The 18,433-nt window shown below is 57.3% G+C and carries 18 protein-coding genes and 1 other RNA gene; 7 read left to right on the forward strand and 12 right to left on the reverse strand.

Features of this window, described 5'->3' with window-relative positions:
* Positions 1 to 30: 30 nt before the first annotated feature.
* The 3 genes from ACLRGG_RS01495 to ACLRGG_RS01505 are packed head-to-tail and all read right to left on the reverse strand — an operon-like array spanning position 31 to position 914.
* Entirely contained in the window at positions 31 to 438 is a 408-nt protein-coding gene (locus ACLRGG_RS01495) for a protein YgfX (RefSeq protein ID WP_416248091.1), read from the reverse strand.
* Positions 419 to 685: an FAD assembly factor SdhE gene (sdhE, locus tag ACLRGG_RS01500; RefSeq protein WP_416248154.1), complete on the reverse strand. Its 267-nt coding sequence runs from the start codon at positions 683 to 685 to the stop codon at positions 419 to 421. Before sdhE ends, ACLRGG_RS01495 begins: the two co-directional genes overlap by 20 nt.
* A 19-nt stretch (positions 686 to 704) precedes the next feature.
* The gene (locus tag ACLRGG_RS01505; protein WP_416248092.1) at positions 705 to 914 is read right to left on the reverse strand and encodes a hypothetical protein; all 210 of its coding nucleotides are present in this window, start codon (positions 912 to 914) and stop codon (positions 705 to 707) included.
* On the opposite strand from ACLRGG_RS01505, the gene ygfZ reads away from it, so the two are divergent.
* Positions 913 to 1,893 (forward strand): tRNA-modifying protein YgfZ, encoded by a 981-nt coding sequence (ygfZ, locus tag ACLRGG_RS01510; RefSeq protein WP_416248093.1) that lies wholly within the window; start codon positions 913 to 915, stop codon positions 1,891 to 1,893. The two genes, ACLRGG_RS01505 and ygfZ, sit on opposite strands and share 2 nt — an antisense overlap.
* Positions 1,894 to 1,926: 33 nt before the next feature.
* Here the strand turns inward: ygfZ and trhA are convergent, their stop codons facing one another.
* Entirely contained in the window at positions 1,927 to 2,580 is a 654-nt protein-coding gene (trhA, locus tag ACLRGG_RS01515) for a PAQR family membrane homeostasis protein TrhA (RefSeq protein WP_416248094.1), read from the reverse strand.
* A 269-nt stretch (positions 2,581 to 2,849) separates the two neighbouring features.
* Here trhA and ACLRGG_RS01520 point away from each other — a divergent pair, with 269 nt between their 5' ends.
* Positions 2,850 to 3,458 (forward strand): HD domain-containing protein, encoded by a 609-nt coding sequence (locus ACLRGG_RS01520; RefSeq protein ID WP_416248095.1) that lies wholly within the window; start codon positions 2,850 to 2,852, stop codon positions 3,456 to 3,458.
* Between the two features lie 42 nt (positions 3,459 to 3,500).
* Positions 3,501 to 4,940: a 6-phospho-beta-glucosidase gene (locus ACLRGG_RS01525; RefSeq protein WP_416248096.1), complete on the forward strand. Its 1,440-nt coding sequence runs from the start codon at positions 3,501 to 3,503 to the stop codon at positions 4,938 to 4,940.
* Positions 4,941 to 4,949: 9 nt separating this feature from the next.
* Here the strand turns inward: ACLRGG_RS01525 and ACLRGG_RS01530 are convergent, their stop codons facing one another.
* The 4 genes from ACLRGG_RS01530 to gcvT all read right to left on the reverse strand — a co-directional run bounded on the left by ACLRGG_RS01530 (position 4,950) and on the right by gcvT (position 10,261).
* Positions 4,950 to 5,693 (reverse strand): SDR family oxidoreductase, encoded by a 744-nt coding sequence (locus tag ACLRGG_RS01530; RefSeq protein ID WP_416248097.1) that lies wholly within the window; start codon positions 5,691 to 5,693, stop codon positions 4,950 to 4,952.
* 62 nt (positions 5,694 to 5,755) lie between these two features.
* A complete protein-coding gene (gene gcvP, locus ACLRGG_RS01535) occupies positions 5,756 to 8,629 on the reverse strand; it encodes an aminomethyl-transferring glycine dehydrogenase (RefSeq protein WP_416248098.1) in 2,874 nt (957 codons plus the stop codon).
* 114 nt (positions 8,630 to 8,743) lie between these two features.
* Positions 8,744 to 9,130: a glycine cleavage system protein GcvH gene (gcvH, locus tag ACLRGG_RS01540; RefSeq protein WP_416248099.1), complete on the reverse strand. Its 387-nt coding sequence runs from the start codon at positions 9,128 to 9,130 to the stop codon at positions 8,744 to 8,746.
* A gap of 36 nt (positions 9,131 to 9,166) precedes the next feature.
* Positions 9,167 to 10,261 carry a glycine cleavage system aminomethyltransferase GcvT gene (gene gcvT, locus ACLRGG_RS01545; RefSeq protein WP_416248100.1) on the reverse strand — a complete coding sequence of 365 codons (1,095 nt, stop codon included), beginning with the start codon at positions 10,259 to 10,261 and terminating at the stop codon, positions 9,167 to 9,169.
* A 413-nt stretch (positions 10,262 to 10,674) separates the two neighbouring features.
* On the opposite strand from gcvT, the gene ACLRGG_RS01550 reads away from it, so the two are divergent.
* Positions 10,675 to 11,967, forward strand: coding sequence for a hypothetical protein (locus ACLRGG_RS01550; RefSeq protein ID WP_416248101.1), 1,293 nt, complete (start codon positions 10,675 to 10,677; stop codon positions 11,965 to 11,967).
* Here the strand turns inward: ACLRGG_RS01550 and ubiI are convergent.
* The 4 genes from ubiI to ACLRGG_RS01570 form a co-directional block, all read right to left on the reverse strand.
* Positions 11,964 to 13,166, reverse strand: coding sequence for an FAD-dependent 2-octaprenylphenol hydroxylase (ubiI, locus tag ACLRGG_RS01555; protein ID WP_416248102.1), 1,203 nt, complete (start codon positions 13,164 to 13,166; stop codon positions 11,964 to 11,966). The genes ACLRGG_RS01550 and ubiI overlap by 4 nt on opposite strands.
* A 13-nt stretch (positions 13,167 to 13,179) precedes the next feature.
* Positions 13,180 to 14,358, reverse strand: coding sequence for a 2-octaprenyl-6-methoxyphenyl hydroxylase (gene ubiH / locus ACLRGG_RS01560; RefSeq protein ID WP_416248103.1), 1,179 nt, complete (start codon positions 14,356 to 14,358; stop codon positions 13,180 to 13,182).
* Entirely contained in the window at positions 14,355 to 15,671 is a 1,317-nt protein-coding gene (gene pepP / locus ACLRGG_RS01565) for a Xaa-Pro aminopeptidase (RefSeq protein WP_416248104.1), read from the reverse strand. The genes ubiH and pepP overlap by 4 nt, the downstream gene beginning before the upstream one ends.
* Positions 15,672 to 15,784: 113 nt before the next feature.
* Positions 15,785 to 16,363 carry a YecA/YgfB family protein gene (locus ACLRGG_RS01570; protein ID WP_416248105.1) on the reverse strand — a complete coding sequence of 193 codons (579 nt, stop codon included), beginning with the start codon at positions 16,361 to 16,363 and terminating at the stop codon, positions 15,785 to 15,787.
* Positions 16,364 to 16,532: 169 nt separating this feature from the next.
* On the opposite strand from ACLRGG_RS01570, the gene zapA reads away from it, so the two are divergent.
* From zapA to ACLRGG_RS01585, 3 genes are all read left to right on the forward strand, one after another.
* Positions 16,533 to 16,862, forward strand: coding sequence for a cell division protein ZapA (gene zapA / locus ACLRGG_RS01575; protein ID WP_416248106.1), 330 nt, complete (start codon positions 16,533 to 16,535; stop codon positions 16,860 to 16,862).
* A gap of 41 nt (positions 16,863 to 16,903) precedes the next feature.
* Positions 16,904 to 17,087: non-coding RNA, 6S RNA (gene ssrS / locus ACLRGG_RS01580), on the forward strand.
* A gap of 613 nt (positions 17,088 to 17,700) precedes the next feature.
* On the forward strand, positions 17,701 to 18,330 hold the full coding sequence (locus ACLRGG_RS01585) for a 5-formyltetrahydrofolate cyclo-ligase (RefSeq protein WP_416248107.1): 630 nt from the start codon (positions 17,701 to 17,703) through the stop codon (positions 18,328 to 18,330).
* Positions 18,331 to 18,433 lie beyond the last annotated feature (103 nt).

The raw sequence follows: 18,433 nt of genomic DNA on the forward strand, positions 1-18,433 counted from the left end.
GCGCGGTGAGTGAAGCGCAGTTCCGCATCATCATGCGTCGCGGGCCGGGATCAGCAGCAGCTGCCGAAGCTGACGCCATGCCTCTTCATCCATGCTGTCACTGAGTAACCAAAGTTTCTCCCGATCCCCTGACGGGGTTCGCATCGCCAGAAACATCGCGTGGCGGGTCACCCACTGATGGCCGGTGATGTGCCAGCGTTTCTGACGCCACTGAATCTGCCCGCCCTCCAGCAGCGCGATATCCCCTTCGCGACTGCGAATACGTCGCTGGCTGCGCACGCATTCGAAAACGACCAGCGTCAATAAGAGCATCCAGACCAGGGTATAGCTGGCAGGCCAGGGCGCCAGCAGCAGCGCAAGTATCGCGACGCCGTGCAGAAGCAGGGATATCCATTGTGCACGCCAGGATACCCTCAGCTCAGCGTGCCACTGGGCCACGTTGCTGATTTCGCTGTTGTATCAGGTTAACCATGCGCTTGAGTTCAGGATCGGCAGGCTCACCGTGATTCATCAGCCAGTTGAAGAGATCGGGATCGTCGTTTTCAAGCAGGCGAATGAATATCTGCTTGTCGTCCTCAGAAAGGGAATCATACTCATATTCGAAAAACGGCATTATGGAGATATCCAGTTCACGCATTCCCCGACGGCAGGCCCAGTGGACCCGGGCTTTATTGCTACTATCCATATTATCCATCGTCATTCAGTCAAAGATGGCCGCTAGTGTAGCGCTTTTTATCGGGGATGTTGATGCAATAGCGGCCGGTTTTCGCGCCGTCCCGCAAAGCAGCGAGCTGCCGTGCAGAGTTATCATGCGTTTTGTGCGCCGTTTCAAGGAAACAGGTTGCAAAGCCATCCGGCTCTTTTAACATAAGTACCAGAGCTGTTTTTTTCACCCCACTACAGGACTGAATCATGCCGACTTTCTCTTTTCCGCCTCGTCAACCCGCGGCCTCTGCGCGTCTGCCGCTTACGCTGATCTCGCTGGAAGAGTGGGCGCTCGTGACTGTGACCGGCGCCGACAGCGTCAGCTATTTACAGGGTCAGGTGACGCTGGACGTCGCCGCGCTGGCCGACAATGACCACCGCCCGACCGCGCACTGCGATGCCAAAGGAAAGATGTGGAGCAACCTGCGTCTGTTTCATCGTGCCGGGGGGCTGGCTTATATTGCACGCCGCAGCCTGTGCGAAGAGCAGGTTACCCAGCTGAAGAAGTACGCCGTGTTTTCAAAAGTGACCATCGCCGCCGATAATGACGCCGTGCTGCTTGGGGTTGCGGGTTTCCAGTGTCGTGGTGCGCTGGCTGGCGTTTTTACCACCCTGCCGGATGCTGAAAACCCTGTGGTGCAGCTGGATAATACCACCCTGCTCTGGCTGCCCACGCCCGAGGAAAGATTTCTGCTGGTAACCGACGAGCAGACGGCTCAGACGCTGCGCCAGGCACTTGAGGGACAGGCACAGCTGAACGACAGCACACAGTGGCTGGCGCTGGATATCGAAGCAGGTTTGCCAGTGATTGACACCGCCACCAGCGCCCAGTTTATCCCTCAGGCGACTAACCTGCAGGCGCTGGATGCCATCAGCTTTAAAAAGGGGTGCTATACCGGCCAGGAGATGGTTGCACGCGCTAAATTTCGCGGTGCCAACAAGCGGGCGCTTTACTGGCTGGCGGGGCGCGCCGGGCAGGTTCCTGCTGCCAGTGATTCACTGGAGATCAGGCTGGGCGAAAACTGGCGGCGGACCGGGACGATCCTGACGGCCTGCCAGCTGGACAACGGAGAGGTGTGGGTTCAGGCTGTGCTGAATAACGACCTGGAGCCGGACAGCGAGCTGCGTTTGCAGGGGGACGAAGGCGGCAGCTTAACGATTCAACCTCTGCCCTATTCCCTGACCTGAGCCGGGCTTCACAGGGGCCGCACGGCCCCTGTATCACATCACGTACAGGTAGATCGCCAGAAAGTGGCAAACGCTGCCACCGAGCACAAATCCGTGCCAGATAGCATGGTTATAAGGGATGCGCTTCGAGCTATAGAAAATTACGCCCAGCGAATAGATTATTCCCCCCGCCGCCAGTAGCCCTATGCCGCCCGCCGGCAGCTTCAGCGCCAGCTGATAAACCACAATCAGCGACAGCCAGCCCATCAGCAGATAGGTAATAACCGACAGCGCCTCAAAGCGATTGATAAACACCAGCTTAAACAACACCCCAAGCAGCGCCAGGCTCCAGATAATCACCATCAGCCCGTGTGCCAGCGGCGATTTCAGTCCGACCATCAGAAAAGGCGTGTAGGTTCCGGCGATCAGCAGATAGATGGCGCAGTGGTCCAGCTTTTGCAGCCAGAGTTTGGCGGTCGGATGGGGAATGGCGTGATACAGGGTCGAGGCCAGAAACAGCAGGATCATACTGCCGCCGTAAAGGCTGTAGCTGATAATTGCTATGCTGTCTGCCTGGCTGGCGTTCGCCTCCGTGAGCATCAGCACCAGCCCAATAATGCCAAAAATAAAACCAATGCCGTGACTGATACTGTTGGCGACTTCTTCCGCCAGGGAATAGCCCTGCGCTAAAAATGTTTTACCTGTCATATCGTCCTGTTTTTCAGATGCTGAGCCGGGCTTACAGTCTGCTCTGCAGTGCCGTCACATTGCAGCTAATGCTACCTGTCCACGTATACACTCACTGGTATGCCCGAAAATTGAGCATTTTTAGCTTAGCTGAGAATGATTTCAGAGTACAACTGTAACCTTTATTAAACTGTGAATGCCTGTAACACATTTTCTGGAAGGTAAAACGCAAACGTTTCCCTTACAATGGCAGGCAATTTTTTTCCCTTCAGGGAACGACGAGGTGAGTGATGTCTGAACAGGTAAACAGTGTCGATTTCGGGCCAATGACGCAGGTCATGGATTTTCTGATGGAGCTGGATAAGCTTAAACGTGTCGAACGCCGCACCCGGCTTATTGGCAACTCCCGCCATGAAAACTCAGCGGAGCACAGCTGGCATCTGGCCGTGGCCGCCATGAGTCTGGCCCCCTTTTTTGAGGGGGGAACTGACGTGCAGCGTGTTGTACAGATGGCGCTGCTGCACGACGTGGTGGAGATCGATGCAGGAGACGTCATGGTCTATGACCTTGCGGCCCGCGAAGCCATTTCACACCAGGAGGTCGCCGCTGCCGATCGTCTGTTCGGCCTGCTGCCCGCCGCATTACAGCAGCGTTTCCGGGCGCTTTGGGACGAATATGAAGCCGGCGAAAGCGTTGATGCCCGCTTTGCCAATATGCTGGATCGCGCCCTGCCGATTATTCAGAATCTGCATAATCAGGGCCAGAGCTGGAAAGAGAATGGTATTCGGCTCGAACAGGTACTGGCCCGCAACGTTGCGCTGGCAGAGCAGTGGCCCGCACTATGGAACCATCTGCAAGGGCATCTTATTGAGGCTCAACGTAAGGGCTGGCTGCAATAATAGCCGGCCCTCAGGCTACATTTACCACAAAGGATGAGAGTAATGACCAGCAAACAGCAGTTGCCTGAAGGCTTCCTCTGGGGCGGCGCGGTAGCCGCGCATCAGGTTGAGGGCGGCTGGGACCAGGGTGGAAAAGGCGTCAGCATTGCAGATGTCCTTTCCGGCGGCGCGCATGGCGTTGACCGCGTCATAACCGACGGCGTACAGGCGGGCTACAGCTACCCTAATCATCAGGCGGTTGATTTCTATTCCCGCTATAAAGAGGACGTGGCCCTCTTCGCTGAGATGGGGTTTAAATGCTTTCGCACCTCCATTGCCTGGACGCGGATCTTCCCTAACGGGGATGAGCATGAGCCTAACGAGGCCGGGCTACAGTTCTACGACGATCTGTTCGATGAGCTGCTGAAATACAACATTGAGCCGGTTATTACCCTGTCGCATTTTGAGATGCCAAATCACCTGGTGAAGGCGTATGGCGGCTGGCTGAATCGCAACGTCGTGGATTTCTTTGTTCGCTTCAGTGAGGTCGTCATGGAGCGCTACAGGAATAAAGTTAAATACTGGATGACCTTTAACGAGATCAATAACCAGCGTAACTGGCAGTATCCGCTATTCGGCTATTGCTGCTCAGGCGTGGTATTTACCGACCAGGATAATCCCGAACAGGCGATGTTTCAGGTGCTGCACCATCAGTTTGTCGCCAGCGCGCAGGTGGTCAGGCTGGGACATAACATCAATCCTGCGATGCAGATCGGCTGCATGATCGCCATGGTGCCGCTCTACCCCTGGTCCTGCCACCCCGAGGATGTGATGTTCGTGCAGGAAGCGATGCGTGAGCGCTTCCTGTTTAGCGACGTCCATATGCGCGGATATTACCCTGCTTACATACTCAACGAATGGGCGCGCAAGGGCTATGACATTGCCATGCTGCCGGAGGATACCCGAACGCTTCGCGAGGGCTGTGCGGACTATATCGGCCTGAGCTATTACATGAGCAATGCGGTGCAGGCTCACGCGCAGGGCAGCGGCAGCGCGGTGTCGGGCTTTGCGGGCAGCGTACCCAATCCGCATGTAAAAGCCTCCGACTGGGGCTGGCAAATCGATCCGGTTGGGCTGAGATACAGCCTGGCCACCCTTTATGAACGCTATCAAAAGCCGCTATTTATTGTCGAAAACGGTTTCGGGGCGATTGATAACGTCGGGGCGGATGGATCGATTAACGACGACTACCGCATCGCCTATTTGCAGGCGCATATTGAGCAGATGAAGCTGGCGGTCTGCTATGACGGTGTCGAACTGATGGGCTACACCCCCTGGGGCTGTATTGACTGCGTCTCTTTCACCACCGGCCAGTACAGTAAGCGCTACGGGTTTATCTACGTGGATAAAAATGACGATGGCAGCGGTACGCTCAACCGCGCCAGGAAGAAAAGTTTTACCTGGTATCAGCAGGTGATCGCCAGCAATGGTGAAAAGCTGTAACGCCGGGTTTTATCGACCGCCGGCAGCGTCAATGATGCTGCCGGTAATGTAGGAAGCCTCATCGCTGAGCAGCCAGAGTATCGCCTGCGCGATCTCTTCTGGTTGTCCACCCCGCTGCATAGGTATAGCTGCCGCCAGGCGGTCGACGCGGCCAGGCTCGCCGCCGTCGGCATGCATTGCAGTATAGATAAAGCCGGGACGAACGCCGTTGACGCGAATTCCCTGTGCTGCCACCTCAAGCGAAAGCCCTTTTGTCAGCGTATCCATTGCCCCTTTTGACGCGGCATAATCGACATATTCCTCCGGCGCCCCCAGTCGGGCGGCGGCAGAAGAGACATTCACAATCGCGCCGCCCTGCCCTCCATGATGCCATCCCATTCTTTTCACTGCTTCGCGACAGCACAGGAAAGGACCGGTAACATTGGTGGCGAGAACCCGGTTTATGCGCTCGGCAGTGAGCTGTTCAATACGGGACTGCTGAAACAGGATGCCAGCGTTGTTGACCAGCGCGCTGAGGTGGCAACCCAGCGTATCCAGGCGCTGGAACATAGCCACGACCTGCGCCTCATCCGCAATATCCGCCTGCACGCTAAAGGCCTGACCGCCCTGCTGCTGAATCAGTGTCACAACGTCTTCCGCCGCCGCTGCACGTTGATGGTAGTTCACTGCAACCTGATAGCCCCGCTGCGCCAGTAGCAGCGACGTCGCCCGGCCAATACCCCGGCTGCCGCCGGTCACTAATGCCGTTTTCATCATGCTTCTCCTGTAAAAAAGGGCACCGGGGCGCCCTTATAAACGCTGACCCACGCGGAAGGCTACTCGTATTCGCTTAGCGGAACGCAGGAGCAGAACAGATTGCGATCGCCGTAAACGTCGTCCAGCCGCTTAACCGTGGGCCAGTATTTGTTGTGACTGCCGGCCGGGAATACCGCCAGCTCACGGGTATAGGGATGCGTCCATTCGCCCACTATTTCCATCTGCGTATGCGGGGCATTGACCAGTGGATTATCGTCAGCCGGCCATTCGCCTCCGGCAACGCGATCTATCTCCATCCGAATAGCCAGCATCGCATCAATAAAGCGGTCCAGTTCCCCCTTGCTCTCCGATTCCGTCGGCTCCACCATCAGCGTACCGCTGACCGGAAAGGACATGGTCGGTGCGTGAAAACCATAGTCAATCAGACGCTTAGCGATATCCAGTTCGCCGATGCCGGTCTGCTCCTTCAGGGGACGAATATCCAGGATGCATTCGTGCGCCACGCGGCCATCGCGTCCGGCATAGAGGATCGGAAAGGCAGACTGCAGCCGGGTGGCGATATAGTTAGCGTTGAGGATGGCGACCGAGCTTGCCTGCTTTAATCCTTCCGCCCCCATCATACGGATATACATCCAGCTGATGGGCAGAATAGATGCGCTGCCAAAAGGCGCGGCGGAGACGGCCCCCTGCTGCGTGAGTATGTCGTCAATCTGTACCACGCTATGTCCCGGTACGAAGGGCGCAAGGTGCGCTTTGACGCCAATCGGCCCCATTCCCGGCCCGCCTCCGCCATGAGGGATGCAGAAGGTTTTGTGCAGGTTAAGGTGTGACACATCCGCGCCAATATAGCCCGGCGTGGTGATCCCCACCTGGGCATTCATATTCGCCCCGTCAAGATAGACCTGCCCGCCATGCTGGTGAACGATCTGACAGACTTCACGTATAGTCTCTTCATACACGCCGTGAGTGGAGGGATAGGTGACCATAATACAGGAGAGCGCATCACCGGCCTGCTCTGCCTTTGCCCGCAGATCGTGCAGGTCAATATTGCCCTGCCTGTCGCAGGCCACCACCACCACCGACATACCGGCCATCTGTGCAGAAGCGGGATTGGTGCCGTGCGCCGATGCGGGGATCAGGCAGAAGGTGCGGCCCGGTTCATTGCGGCTTTCATGATAGCGGCGGATCGCCAGCAGACCCGCATATTCCCCCTGCGCCCCGGAGTTCGGCTGCATACAGAGCGCATCATAGCCGGTTAGCTGCACCAGCCACTGCGACAGCTGGCCGATCATTTGCAGGTAGCCGCCCGCCTGATCCGCCGGACAAAACGGGTGCAGTTCGGAAAATTCAGGCCAGGTAATCGGGATCATTTCTGCGGCGGCATTCAGCTTCATGGTGCAGGAGCCGAGCGGGATCATGGCCTGATTGAGCGCCAGATCCTTACGCGCCAGGCTATGCATATAGCGCATCATCTCGGTTTCGCTGTGATGACGATTGAACACCGGATGCGTCAGAACCGGCGTCTGGCGCAGCAGCGCGGGTGGCAGGGAGTGGCTCGGGTCGCTGACGATACTATCCAGCGCATCAATATCCTGCGCGTGATGTTCACCGAGCAGAATAGAGAACAGGATGCTCACGTCATCGCGGGAGGTTGCTTCGCTCAGGGTGATGCCGACCGCATTATGGATATCCGTTCGCAGGTTGACGCCAAAGCTGAGCGCACGATCCAGTACCGCGGCTTTGTCGGTAACCTCGACGGTCAGAGTGTCAAACCAGGTGCGATGCCGCAGGGTCAGCCCGCCACGCTGCAGCCCGGCGGCAAGGATATCCGTCAGGCGATGGATGCGTGAGGCGATGCGCTTCAGCCCCTCTGGCCCGTGGAAAACCGCATAGAGGCTGGCGATATTCGCCAGCAGCACCTGCGACGTACAGATATTTGAGTTGGCTTTCTCGCGGCGAATGTGCTGCTCACGGGTTTGCATCGCCATGCGCAGCGCGGTATTACCCGCGGCATCGCGTGAGACGCCGATAATGCGGCCCGGCATCGAGCGTTTATGCTCCTCCCGCGTGGCGAAAAAGGCCGCATGGGGGCCACCGTAGCCCATAGGTACGCCGAAGCGCTGCGCTGAACCAAAGACAATATCCGCGCCCTGGCTCCCCGGTGCCTGCAGCAGAAGCAGCGCCATAAAATCGGCTGCCACGCTGACAATAATGCCGCGCTGTTTTAGCTGGTCAGTCAGTCTGGCATAGTCATGCACTTCGCCGGTCGTTCCCACCTGCTGAAGCAGTACGCCAAAAATATTCTCGTGATCCCGCACCCTGTCGGCCTTATCTACCAGCACCTCAAAGCCAAAGGTTTCGGCACGGGTGCGCACCACGTCCAGCGTCTGCGGATGAATATCCTCAGCAACAAAAAAACGGTTAGCCGATTTGAGCTTGCTGATGCGCTTTGACATCGCCATCGCCTCAGCGGCGGCGGTCGCCTCATCCAGCAGCGAAGCGGACGCAATATCCAGGCCGGTCAGATCCAGCGTGACCTGCTGAAAGTTGAGCAGCGCCTCCAGACGTCCCTGTGACACCTCCGGCTGGTAGGGCGTATAGGCCGTGTACCACCCCGGATTTTCCAGCATATTGCGCAGAATAACCGGCGGAGTCAGCACCGGCGTATAGCCCATGCCGATATAGGAGGTATAACGCAGATTCTGGCTGGCAATCGCTTTTAGCTCCGCCAGCGCCTGATGCTCGGTGAGGGCATCCCCCACGGCGGGCGGGCCGGGCAGCTGGATATCGGCAGGGACGATGGAGCCGATCAGTTCAGAAAGAGAGCGGGAACCGATAGCATTCAGCATCGCCGCCTGCTGCGCCTGCGAAGGGCCAATATGGCGTTCGATAAACGCGCCGGTGTGTTCAAGCTGGCTGAGGGTCTGCGTCATGAGCGGAGGATCCTGAGTCGGGAAGTGAGAGGCGGGGAGACCCTTACTCGTCCCCCGCCGCCTGGTCAGAGATGCGGGCAGGGCGAAATAGCATTCGCCCACGCGGATCACGATCTATTCGTCGATGCTGGTTTTATAGGCATCGGCGTCAAGCAGTGCATCAAATTGTGACGCATCGCTGGCGCGCATTTTAAACAGCCAGCCCCCGGCGTAGGGGTCACTGTTGACCCGCTCCGGCTCGCCGTCAAGGGTGCTGTTAACCTCAATAATCTCACCATCAATCGGCGCATAAATGTCGGAAGCCGCCTTAACCGATTCCGCCACGGCGCATTCGTCACCCTGGCTGAAAGTGGCGCCGGGCGCCGGCAGGTCGACAAATACCATATCGCCCAGCAGCTCCTGAGCATGTTCGGTAATGCCCACGGTAAAGGTGCCGTCGGCTTCTTTACGCACCCATTCGTGGCTGTCGCGGTATTTCAGTTCATGTGGCACATTGCTCATCGCGCTGCTCTCCTGCAATCTGGAAGTGATCGGATATTATGCAACCGGCTTACCGGCGCGAACAAAAACGGGTTTGGTCACCTTAACCGGCATTTCACGGCTGCGGATCTGAACGATCGCCCGCTCGCCGATCCCGGTCGGAACGCGCGCGAGGGCAATGCTGCACCCAAGCGTTGGCGAGAACGACCCGCTGGTGATGGTGCCCTCTTTGAGGTTACCGGCCTCATCGGTAAAGTGAACCGGCTGGCCATTACGCAGCACGCCTTTCTCTGTCATCACCAGCCCGACAAGCTGTTCTGTGCCTCTTTCACGCTGCGCCTCAAGCGCATCACGGCCAATAAAATTTCGTTCAGCTGGCTGCCAGGCCAGGGTCCAGCCCATATTCGCGGCCAGCGGCGAGACGCCTTCATCCATCTCCTGCCCATAGAGGTTCATGCCCGCCTCCAGACGCAGCGTGTCACGCGCGCCCAGCCCGGCGGGCTTCACGCCAGCCTCCAGCAGCCCCTGCCAGAATGCCGCTGCCTGCGCGTAAGGCAGAGCGATTTCATAGCCCGCCTCACCGGTATAGCCGGTGGTGGCAATAAAGAGAGCGTCCGCCTGCACGGCAAAAAAGGGTTTCATCCCCGCCACGGCCTGACGTTGGGCATCAGTGAAAAGCGTCTGCGCTTTGCGCTGTGCTTCCGGTCCCTGTACGGCAATCAGAGAGAGATCGTCACGCACCGTTAGCGCTATGCCGTAAGGCTTCGCGTGTTCGGTTATCCAGACGAGATCTTTTTCACGCGTGGCAGAGTTCACCACCAGCCGGAAGGCATCATCCTTTATAAAGTAAACAATCAGATCGTCTATCACGCCACCGGAGGCGTTCAGCATGGCGCTGTAGAGTGCCTTGCCCGGCTGGGTCAGCTTAGCGACATCATTGGCCAGCAGATAGCGGAGGAATTCCCGGCAGCGTGCGCCGCACAGATCGACGATGGTCATGTGCGAGACATCAAACATTCCCGCATCGGTTCGCACCGCGTGGTGCTCTTCAAGTTGAGAGCCGTAATGCAGCGGCATCATCCAGCCGTGAAAGTCGACCATTCGCGCACCACAGGCCTGATGCTGTTCAAACAAGGGAGTGTGCTGGGTCATAGTTTTCCTGTGCAGATGCAAGTTTTCAGGCGTCTGATCCGGGCGGATTAAGGCCGGACGCAAACGATAACCTGGCTTTGACGTTACCACCGAACCGCGCCATTAACCATAAGTAAAATGAGGTCGAATGGGTTTAACGTTCTCTCAGAGCCGGAAGGATTTTCCAGAACTTCTGACCAGAAAACTGCGCGAATGCGCACATAAACCGCAATTCATCGGTTTACAGGCAGGCTGAAAACAGGTTTTTTGCCCGATTGGGATGAATTCATGCTCCTTCTTGAACCCCATGACATTAAAAAAACTAATGCGAACAGAGCGGTAAAATTAGTTTATTTCAAATGAAGCGGCGGCACGGGAACATTCGACCCCGATGTGACACTTAATCGGATGCATACTTCTCAGGGTCGCCAGACATGGGTATTAAATCACTCCCTTCTACGGTTAATACGCTCGCGCTCCATCAGGCCGTTGAACAACAGGATGTCGCTCAGATTGAGCGACTCAGGCAGGAGGGCCACCGACCAAACCAGCTGGATAACGCACGGCAGTCTCCTGTCGATCTGCTGGCAAGAAGACGATCCATCGATCAGCAACTGCGCGAACATCTGCACGGCGCGCTGCTGTCGTCAATGAATCCTGGGGCACCGCAAGGCTATACCAAACCCGAAGCGCTGCACGGGTCTCCGTGGGGGTTTGAGATCCTCGCCTCCGGCGAGCTGAAGGGCGGCATCAATGATGCCAAAGGCGGGACGCAATCACTCGAAGGTCGCATCTTCTTCTCAGATCGTACGCCCGAGCAGCCGTCAGACAGCGTGACCCGGAAAGACTTCCGCAGTAAAGCCCGTGTCTATGCCCGGGGCGAGGGAATGCAGAGCAGTAATGCGGCTTCACGTGCCTTTCAGCATCGAATGACGCAGGCCATCGATCGGCATCTGGCCAGCGGGGCAGCACTCACCAGCAGCGGTAATTCCCTCAGGCTACCGGTCAATGACGGCGAAACGGTGGACGAGGCGGTTGCCCGATGGTTGCAAAGTCTTCTGAACGTCTCGCGTAACCGTAATCCGGCCGCCTTCCGCGCTACGCCATTTGAAAACAGCGCCAGCCTGCTGAAATTTCCTGAATCCATTACGCTTCATTCACCGAACAGCAGCCCACAGTCATATAGCGGCGAAGCACTGAGATCCCTGCTGATGGAGGCAGGCAACAGGCTGAGGAGCCAGCTGGAGCAGGGTAATACGCCGCTACTAGCGCTGATCAATAAGGGGAACGTTGTGCCGATGGTGTTCGGCTTCGGCAAAATTGAGGGGCTTAAGACGCACGCCATCAGCGGCACGCTGAGTAAAAACATCAAAAACTACAGCTACCAGAATGAAAATCATCCGCTCAGCGGATCCGCTAAAGGGGGGAAATTAAAAGAGATCGAGCTGCGCAGTCTGGAAGACTTGGCAACGCTGAGTCTGGCTTCTCTGGCAAAAGATGTCCCCCTGCCCGGCCAGACGTTGATCAGGATTAATCCCGCCGCCCGGGATAAAGCTGCACAAAACACCCGGGCGCGCTATCTCGATGCACAACAGCTGAGCAGATTTCAGCACAGGCTTACGGCGCTGCTGAAGGATGAGGGTATCAGGATAGAAAACGCAACGCTGCCAGAGCTACAACAGATCAATGAAGCAGTACGCGGCAACGATCTTGCCGCGTGGATTTAGCGCAGCCACTCCGGCAGATCGTTAAGCCCCATTGCCTGCTTCAGCAAACGGGGTTTTACGCCGGGCAGGTTATCCGCCAGGCTTAACCCGATATCACGCAGCAGCTTCTTCGCCGGATTATTGCCGTCAAAAAGTTCGCGAAACCCCTGCATGCCGGCAAGCATCATCGCCGCGCTGTGTTTGCGACTGCGCTCGTAGCGGCGCAAATAGAGGTGCTGCCCGATATCTTTCCCCTGCTGATGCAGACGCTTAACCTCCCCGATAAGCTCCGCCGCATCCATAAAGCCGAGATTGACGCCCTGCCCGGCCAGCGGATGGATGGTATGGGCCGCATCACCGACCAGCGCCAGGCGGTGCGCCGCGAAATTACGCGCGTAGCGCCCCATCAGCGGAAAGGTTTTGCGCTCACTCTCTAGCGTGCACAGGCCCAGCCGCAGATCGAAGGCGACCGAAAGCTGTTGATTAAACACGGCTTCCGGCATGGATTGCAGACGGGTGGCCTCCTGCGGACTGACCGACCAGACAATCGAACAGAGCGTGGGGTCGCTGAGCGGCAGAAAGGCCAGAATACCTTCGCCGTGAAACACCTGTCGGGCAACGCTGCCATGCGGCTGTTCGGTACGGATATTGGCGACCAGCGCATGATGCTCGTAGTCCCAGAACGCCAGCGGAATATCCGCTTTATTACGCAGCCAGGAGTTCGCTCCGTCTGCCGCCACCAGCAGTCTCGCGCTCATCATCGTGCCGTCGGCCAGGGTGACAAAGGCCTCATTGTCACCAAATGCCACCTGCTGAAGTTCCGCTGGCGAAACGATCGTGACGTCGTTTAGCTCGCTGGCTTTTTGCCACAGGGCCTGATGAATAACCCGGTTTTCACCAATGTGCCCAAGGTGGGGCAGCCCCTGATGGACATCATCAAATTCAATACGACCAAAGCTGTCGCGGTCCCAGACTTCCATGCCGTGATAGGGGCTGGCCCCTGCCGCCAGGATGGCAGACCAGACGTCCAGATGCTGAAGCAGGCGCTCGCTGGCGGCGTTAATCGCCGACACCCTGAGGGCGGGCTGCGCATCTGCCGCCTGAGCGACGGGTGCCTCACGCTCCAGCACGGCAATGCTTAATCCGCTGCCGTGCAGGCCACAGGCGACGGCAAGACCGACCATTCCGCCACCGGCGACGATAACATCATACGTTTGCATAACAGCTTTCTCCTTAACGCTTAACCCAGCCCAACGTGCGCTCGGCCAGCAAATTTCGCATCAGCGGGACAGAATCCATCGCCAGTAAACCCAGATTACGCCCTGCCACCAGTGGCGTATAACGGTTAGCAAACAGCCTGACCAGCGCATCGGTAATACCGATGGTCGCTCTGGCATCCGGCTGACGGCGCTGCTGATACTGTTGCAGCGTGGCATAGCTTCCGACATCCTGGCCGGTGCGCCAGGCGGCGGCAACCGTCTCCGCCAGCGACATAACGTCGCGCAGGCCTAAATTAAATCCCTGTCCGGCAATAGGGTGCAGAGTCTGCGCCGCATTACCCACCAGAGCCAGCCGGTGTGAGGTGTGCTGAGAAGCGGCCTGAAGCCGCAGCGGGTAGCTGTGACGCTGGCCAACCTGGGTAAAGCGGCCCAGCCGCCAGCCAAAAGCGCGCTGCAATTCAGACAGAAAACGCGTGTCGCTCCAGGCGTCAACCTGCGGCTTATCCGCCAGCGGATGACACCAGACCAGCGAGCTGCGTCCCGCCGACATCGGCAGGAGCGCCAGCGGGCCATGCTCGGTGAAACGCTCCCAGGCCCTTCCCTGATGGGGCTGCTCCGTAGAGACGTTAGCGATTACGGCGACCTGCTGATAATCCTGCTGCTGCCACTGTATGCCGCAGGCCGCGGCGACGGAAGAGTGCGATCCGTCTGCCGCGACCAGCAGCCGGGCCTCCAGACTTTCGCCGTTATCCAGCGTCACGCTGATGCTTGTCTGCGAGCGTGAAATGGCGGCCACTTTGGCCGGACAGCAAAGGCGAACGCCGGGGGCCTTTTGCAGCAGGGTAAACAGCCGCTGCCCAACCTCATGCAGTTCGACCACCTGCCCCAGCGCCCCGATGTCATAATCGGCCGCATCCAGCGACACAAAGGCCGCATGGCCGCGATCGCTGACGTGAACGTGAGTGATCGCCGTGGCGCAGGGTTTCAGCACGGGCCACAAATTAATGGCTGCCAGCTGCTGGCAGGTGCCATCCGCGACGGCGATGGCGCGGCCATCATAGCCGGGATGCGCACGTGCCCCCGGTTCGCTGGCCTCGACCAGCGTGACCGCCACGTTTCCCTGAGTGAGAGACGAAATGGCCAGCGCCAGGGTTGCGCCAGCCATGCCTCCGCCCGCAATAATAATGCTCATTGTGCTTTCGCTGCCGCCATCAGGGCCTCAATCTCGTCTGCTTCTTTCACCACGCCTGCGGTAAGGTTTTCATTCCCCTCTGCGGTGATAATAACATCATCCTCAATGCGGATGCCGATGCCGCGATATTCCGCTGGCACGTCGGCGTCGGGCGCGATATAGAGCCCAGGCTCAATGGTAATCACCATGCCGGGCTCAAGTACGCGGTCACGATCGGTCCCGTAGAACCCGACGTCATGGACGTCCAGTCCCAGCCAGTGGCTCAGGCCGTGCATAAAGAATTGTCGATGTGCCTGCTCTTCAATCAGGGTGTCGATGTCTCCTTCCAACACGCCAAGCCGGACCAGCCCGCTCACCATAATACGTACAACCTGTGCATTGACTTCGCGGATGCTGGTACCGGGGCGAAACAGCCTCAGCGCCGTATTAAGTGATGCCAGCACAATGTCGTAAATGGCACGCTGCGGCGCTGAGAACTTACCATTCACCGGGAAGGTGCGGGTGATATCTCCGGCATAGCCCTGATATTCACAGCCAGCATCGATCAGCACCAAATCGCCATCGCGCATACGGCTCTCATTTTCGGTGTAGTGCAGAATACAGCCGTTTTCACCTGCCCCCACAATCGTGTTGTAGGAGGGATAGCGCGCACCGTGACGATTGAATTCGTGATGGATTTCTCCCTCCAGCTGATACTCAAACATGCCTGGCCGACAGGCCTGCATCGCACGGGTATGCGCCAGGGCGCTGATACGTCCGGCCTCACGCAGCAGCGCCTGCTCTTCGGGGGACTTAATCAGGCGCATTTCATGGACCCAGGGGCGCCAGTCCGTAAGCGTTGCCGGGGCAAAAAGGTTCTGCCGCGCACCGTTACGCAACGTTTCCAGTGCGGCAAACAGCAGGCTGTCGGCGGTGGGGTAAAGCCCCTGCGCATGGTAGACCACATCCAGCCCGTTTAGCAGCTGGGGCAGCTGCTCGCTGATAGCGTCCCAGGGGAGCGCACGGTCAACGGACAACGCTGCCGGTGCCGCATCCTGACCCAGACGGCGACCGAACCAGATTTCCGCCGTGAGATCGCGTACGCGATTGAACAGCACGCTGTGACTATGGTTTTCGGCGCTTTTAATCAGCACCAGTACCGCTTCCGGTTCGTTAAAGCCGGTGAAGTACCAAAAATCACTGTTCTGACGGTAAGGATACTCGCTGTCATTACTGCGGGTCGCCTCCGGCGCAGCGAAAATTAGTGCCGCGCTGGCGGGTGCCATTTTAGCCAGCAGTGCCTGCCGGCGACGAACGAACTCTTGCTGTATCATTAGCTCTCCTGGGGGCAATCCTGATGGGTCACCGTGCGCTAAATCATTGCGCGTCATACCGCTGCACGTTGTTGCGTAACCCGCTTGCACTCTGCACTCACTGGATCAGCCCTTTAGTGCAGAGTCGGTTTTTTTACTTCCACGGCGGTCGGAACCACGTGAGTGAAGGTGTCATGGCAGAGCAGAGCGGCAACGCGAACGTATTCGATCACCTCCTCCAGCGACTGCTCCAGCTCTTCCTGATCTTCGTCTTCATCGTAGCCCAGCTGGGCGATAGTGCGCAGGTCGTCAATCGCTTCGCCCGTTTCCCCGGTGACTTTGTCCAGCTTAGGCTGAGAAACGCCCAGCCCCAACAGGAAATGATTGACCCAGCCAGCCAGCGCATCGGCGCGGTCAAAGACGGTGATATCATCGTCCTCAGGCAGGTAAAGCTGAAACAGAAAGCCCTCCTCCTCCAGCGCGTCAACAATGCCCTGGTGCAGCTGCTGAAGCGGCAGAGCAAGCGACTGAGAGAAAGCCATTCCCTCATTGGTCAGATCATGCACCAGCGCTTTCCAGCTGGTGTCATTGTTACCCCCGCAGATCATTCCGCTGATCAGACCGTGCATTTCAGCAGGCGTCATTCCCACACCCTGCTGCGTCAGTACTGAGGCCAGCTGGTCATAGCCCGGCATTGTGTTTGTTAGTGGCATACGTTTTGATCGTCGTTGGCTGGATGAGTTCGTGGTATGCTACCACCAGGTGCCTCAACGATTCCAGAAAGGGGTTGTTTCTTCTGTTAGGGGTAGTTATAGTGGCGCCCCTCTCAACCCATTGAGTGGTATAGAGATTGGCGGCGCAGTAATCATTCAGGATGGTGGCATGTCTGCACAACCCGTAGATTTACAAATTTTTGGCCGTTCTTTACGAGTAAATTGTCCGCCTGAACAGCAAGATGCGCTGAATCTGGCTGCCGAAGACCTCAATCAGCGGTTGCAAGATTTAAAAGTTCGCACTAGAGTCACAAATACCGAGCAGCTGGTTTTTATTGCCGCGTTAAATGTTTGTCATGAGCTGGCGCAGGAAAAAGGGAAAACCCGCGACTATGCCAGCAACATGGAGCAACGTATCCGTATGTTGCAGCAGACCATTGAACAGGCACTGCTTGAGCAGGGTCGCATTACAGAACGTAGCGGTCCAAAGTTCGAATAACACCTCATCGTTTACTGTGATACAGTGACGGTGAAGTAAAAAATTCTCTGAGATGTTTGCAAGCGGGCCAGTCCCCTGAGCCGATATTTAATACCAACAGAGTGTGACGCTCTGTAACCTGTGTGCAAGCTCGGTCCGTCCGAGAAGCCTGATGGTTGCGACGGCATACTCACCTTGAACCAAGGGTTCAAGGGTTACAGCCTGCGGCGGCATCTCGGAGATACCCTGTTTTACCCCGTTTCGCGTTTGAACGGGCGACGTTTTCATCCCCCGGCTACATAAGGCCTTTTCTGCTAAGGCATCTTTAGCGATAAACTAAAACCTGATCGTTTATCCTTCCTGCATAGTCGTGCGTCTTACTGCCCCGTTTGTTGCTTACCCCGGTTGCGCAATATGTGAAAACTATTCAGATCCGGCGTGCCGGTCAGTGACGGGAGTAGCCTTGTCTGTTCCCGGCATCAGCGACTTGTGGGCCGCCCCCTTGATGAGCTGCATCCTGTTATCGCAAGCAAAAGCAGCTTTCATTCAGATTAGAATTTCAGAAACTGCCTCGCATTATTTCCAGGTCGCTAATGATAAGGATCCTCGGTAGAGAAGAAAAATCGATCAGCCGTGGCTCTACCTGCCAGAATCAAAGGCAATGCAAAGATCCTTTGCCTCCAGACCAGCCGATGATGTACTGAGAGGACTGTTATCCCGACCGGGGTCGTTGTTTTGCTATTCCTGTGGCAGAATCCTGATGGATTAGGGTTTAACCAGTGCCAGTGATGTGAAGTCATTTCTGCCATCGGCCCGTAAATAATCCGCTTTCGCCCCCCCACTCAGCAGGGTGATGTTTATGAATATAAGGCTTTCCACTCGCCAGGAGATCCGCACGCGCGTTCGACATCTGCGGCGTAGCCTGACAACAGAGCAGCAGCTCAATGCAGCTCATCAGGCCGCTACCCGCGCGATAAATTTTGCGCCGGTAAAGCAGGCCAATAAGGTCGCACTTTTCCTCTCTTTTGACGGAGAACTCAGCACACAACCGCTGACAGCCGAACTGAGGCGGCGCGGTAAACAGGTTTATCTTCCGGTTCTGCATCCATTTTCGGCAGGCCAGCTGCTGTTTATTCGCTATGAGCCCAGCACGCCGCTCACGCCTAATCGCCTGGGTATTCCCGAGCCGCCGCTGGATATTCGCAATCTGGCCACGCTGAGCGAACTGGATGTGCTGATGGTGCCGCTGGTGGCATTTGATGCCCTGGGGCAAAGGCTGGGTATGGGTGGCGGCTTTTACGACCGGACGCTGCAGAACTGGCAGCAGCATGGGTTGTTACCGGTAGGGCTGGCTCACGATTGTCAGCAGGTGGAGGCGCTACCTGCAGCAGATTGGGACGTGCCGCTGCCGGTAATCATTACGCCTTCAAGGATTTGGCAGTGGAATGCGCCGCTTGAAGTGGATCAGGTCAGTACACCAACCCGGTGAGTGACCCTGGATATACCGATCAACGCTGAGGCTCCGTGCTGTCGTCCGTGGGTTATATTCGATGCGCTTAATGCTCAGGGCTGTGGCCAACGGATGGTGCCCG

Source organism: Erwinia sp. PPS120, from assembly GCF_047918655.1.
Lineage (GTDB): Bacteria > Pseudomonadota > Gammaproteobacteria > Enterobacterales > Enterobacteriaceae > Erwinia > Erwinia tasmaniensis_A.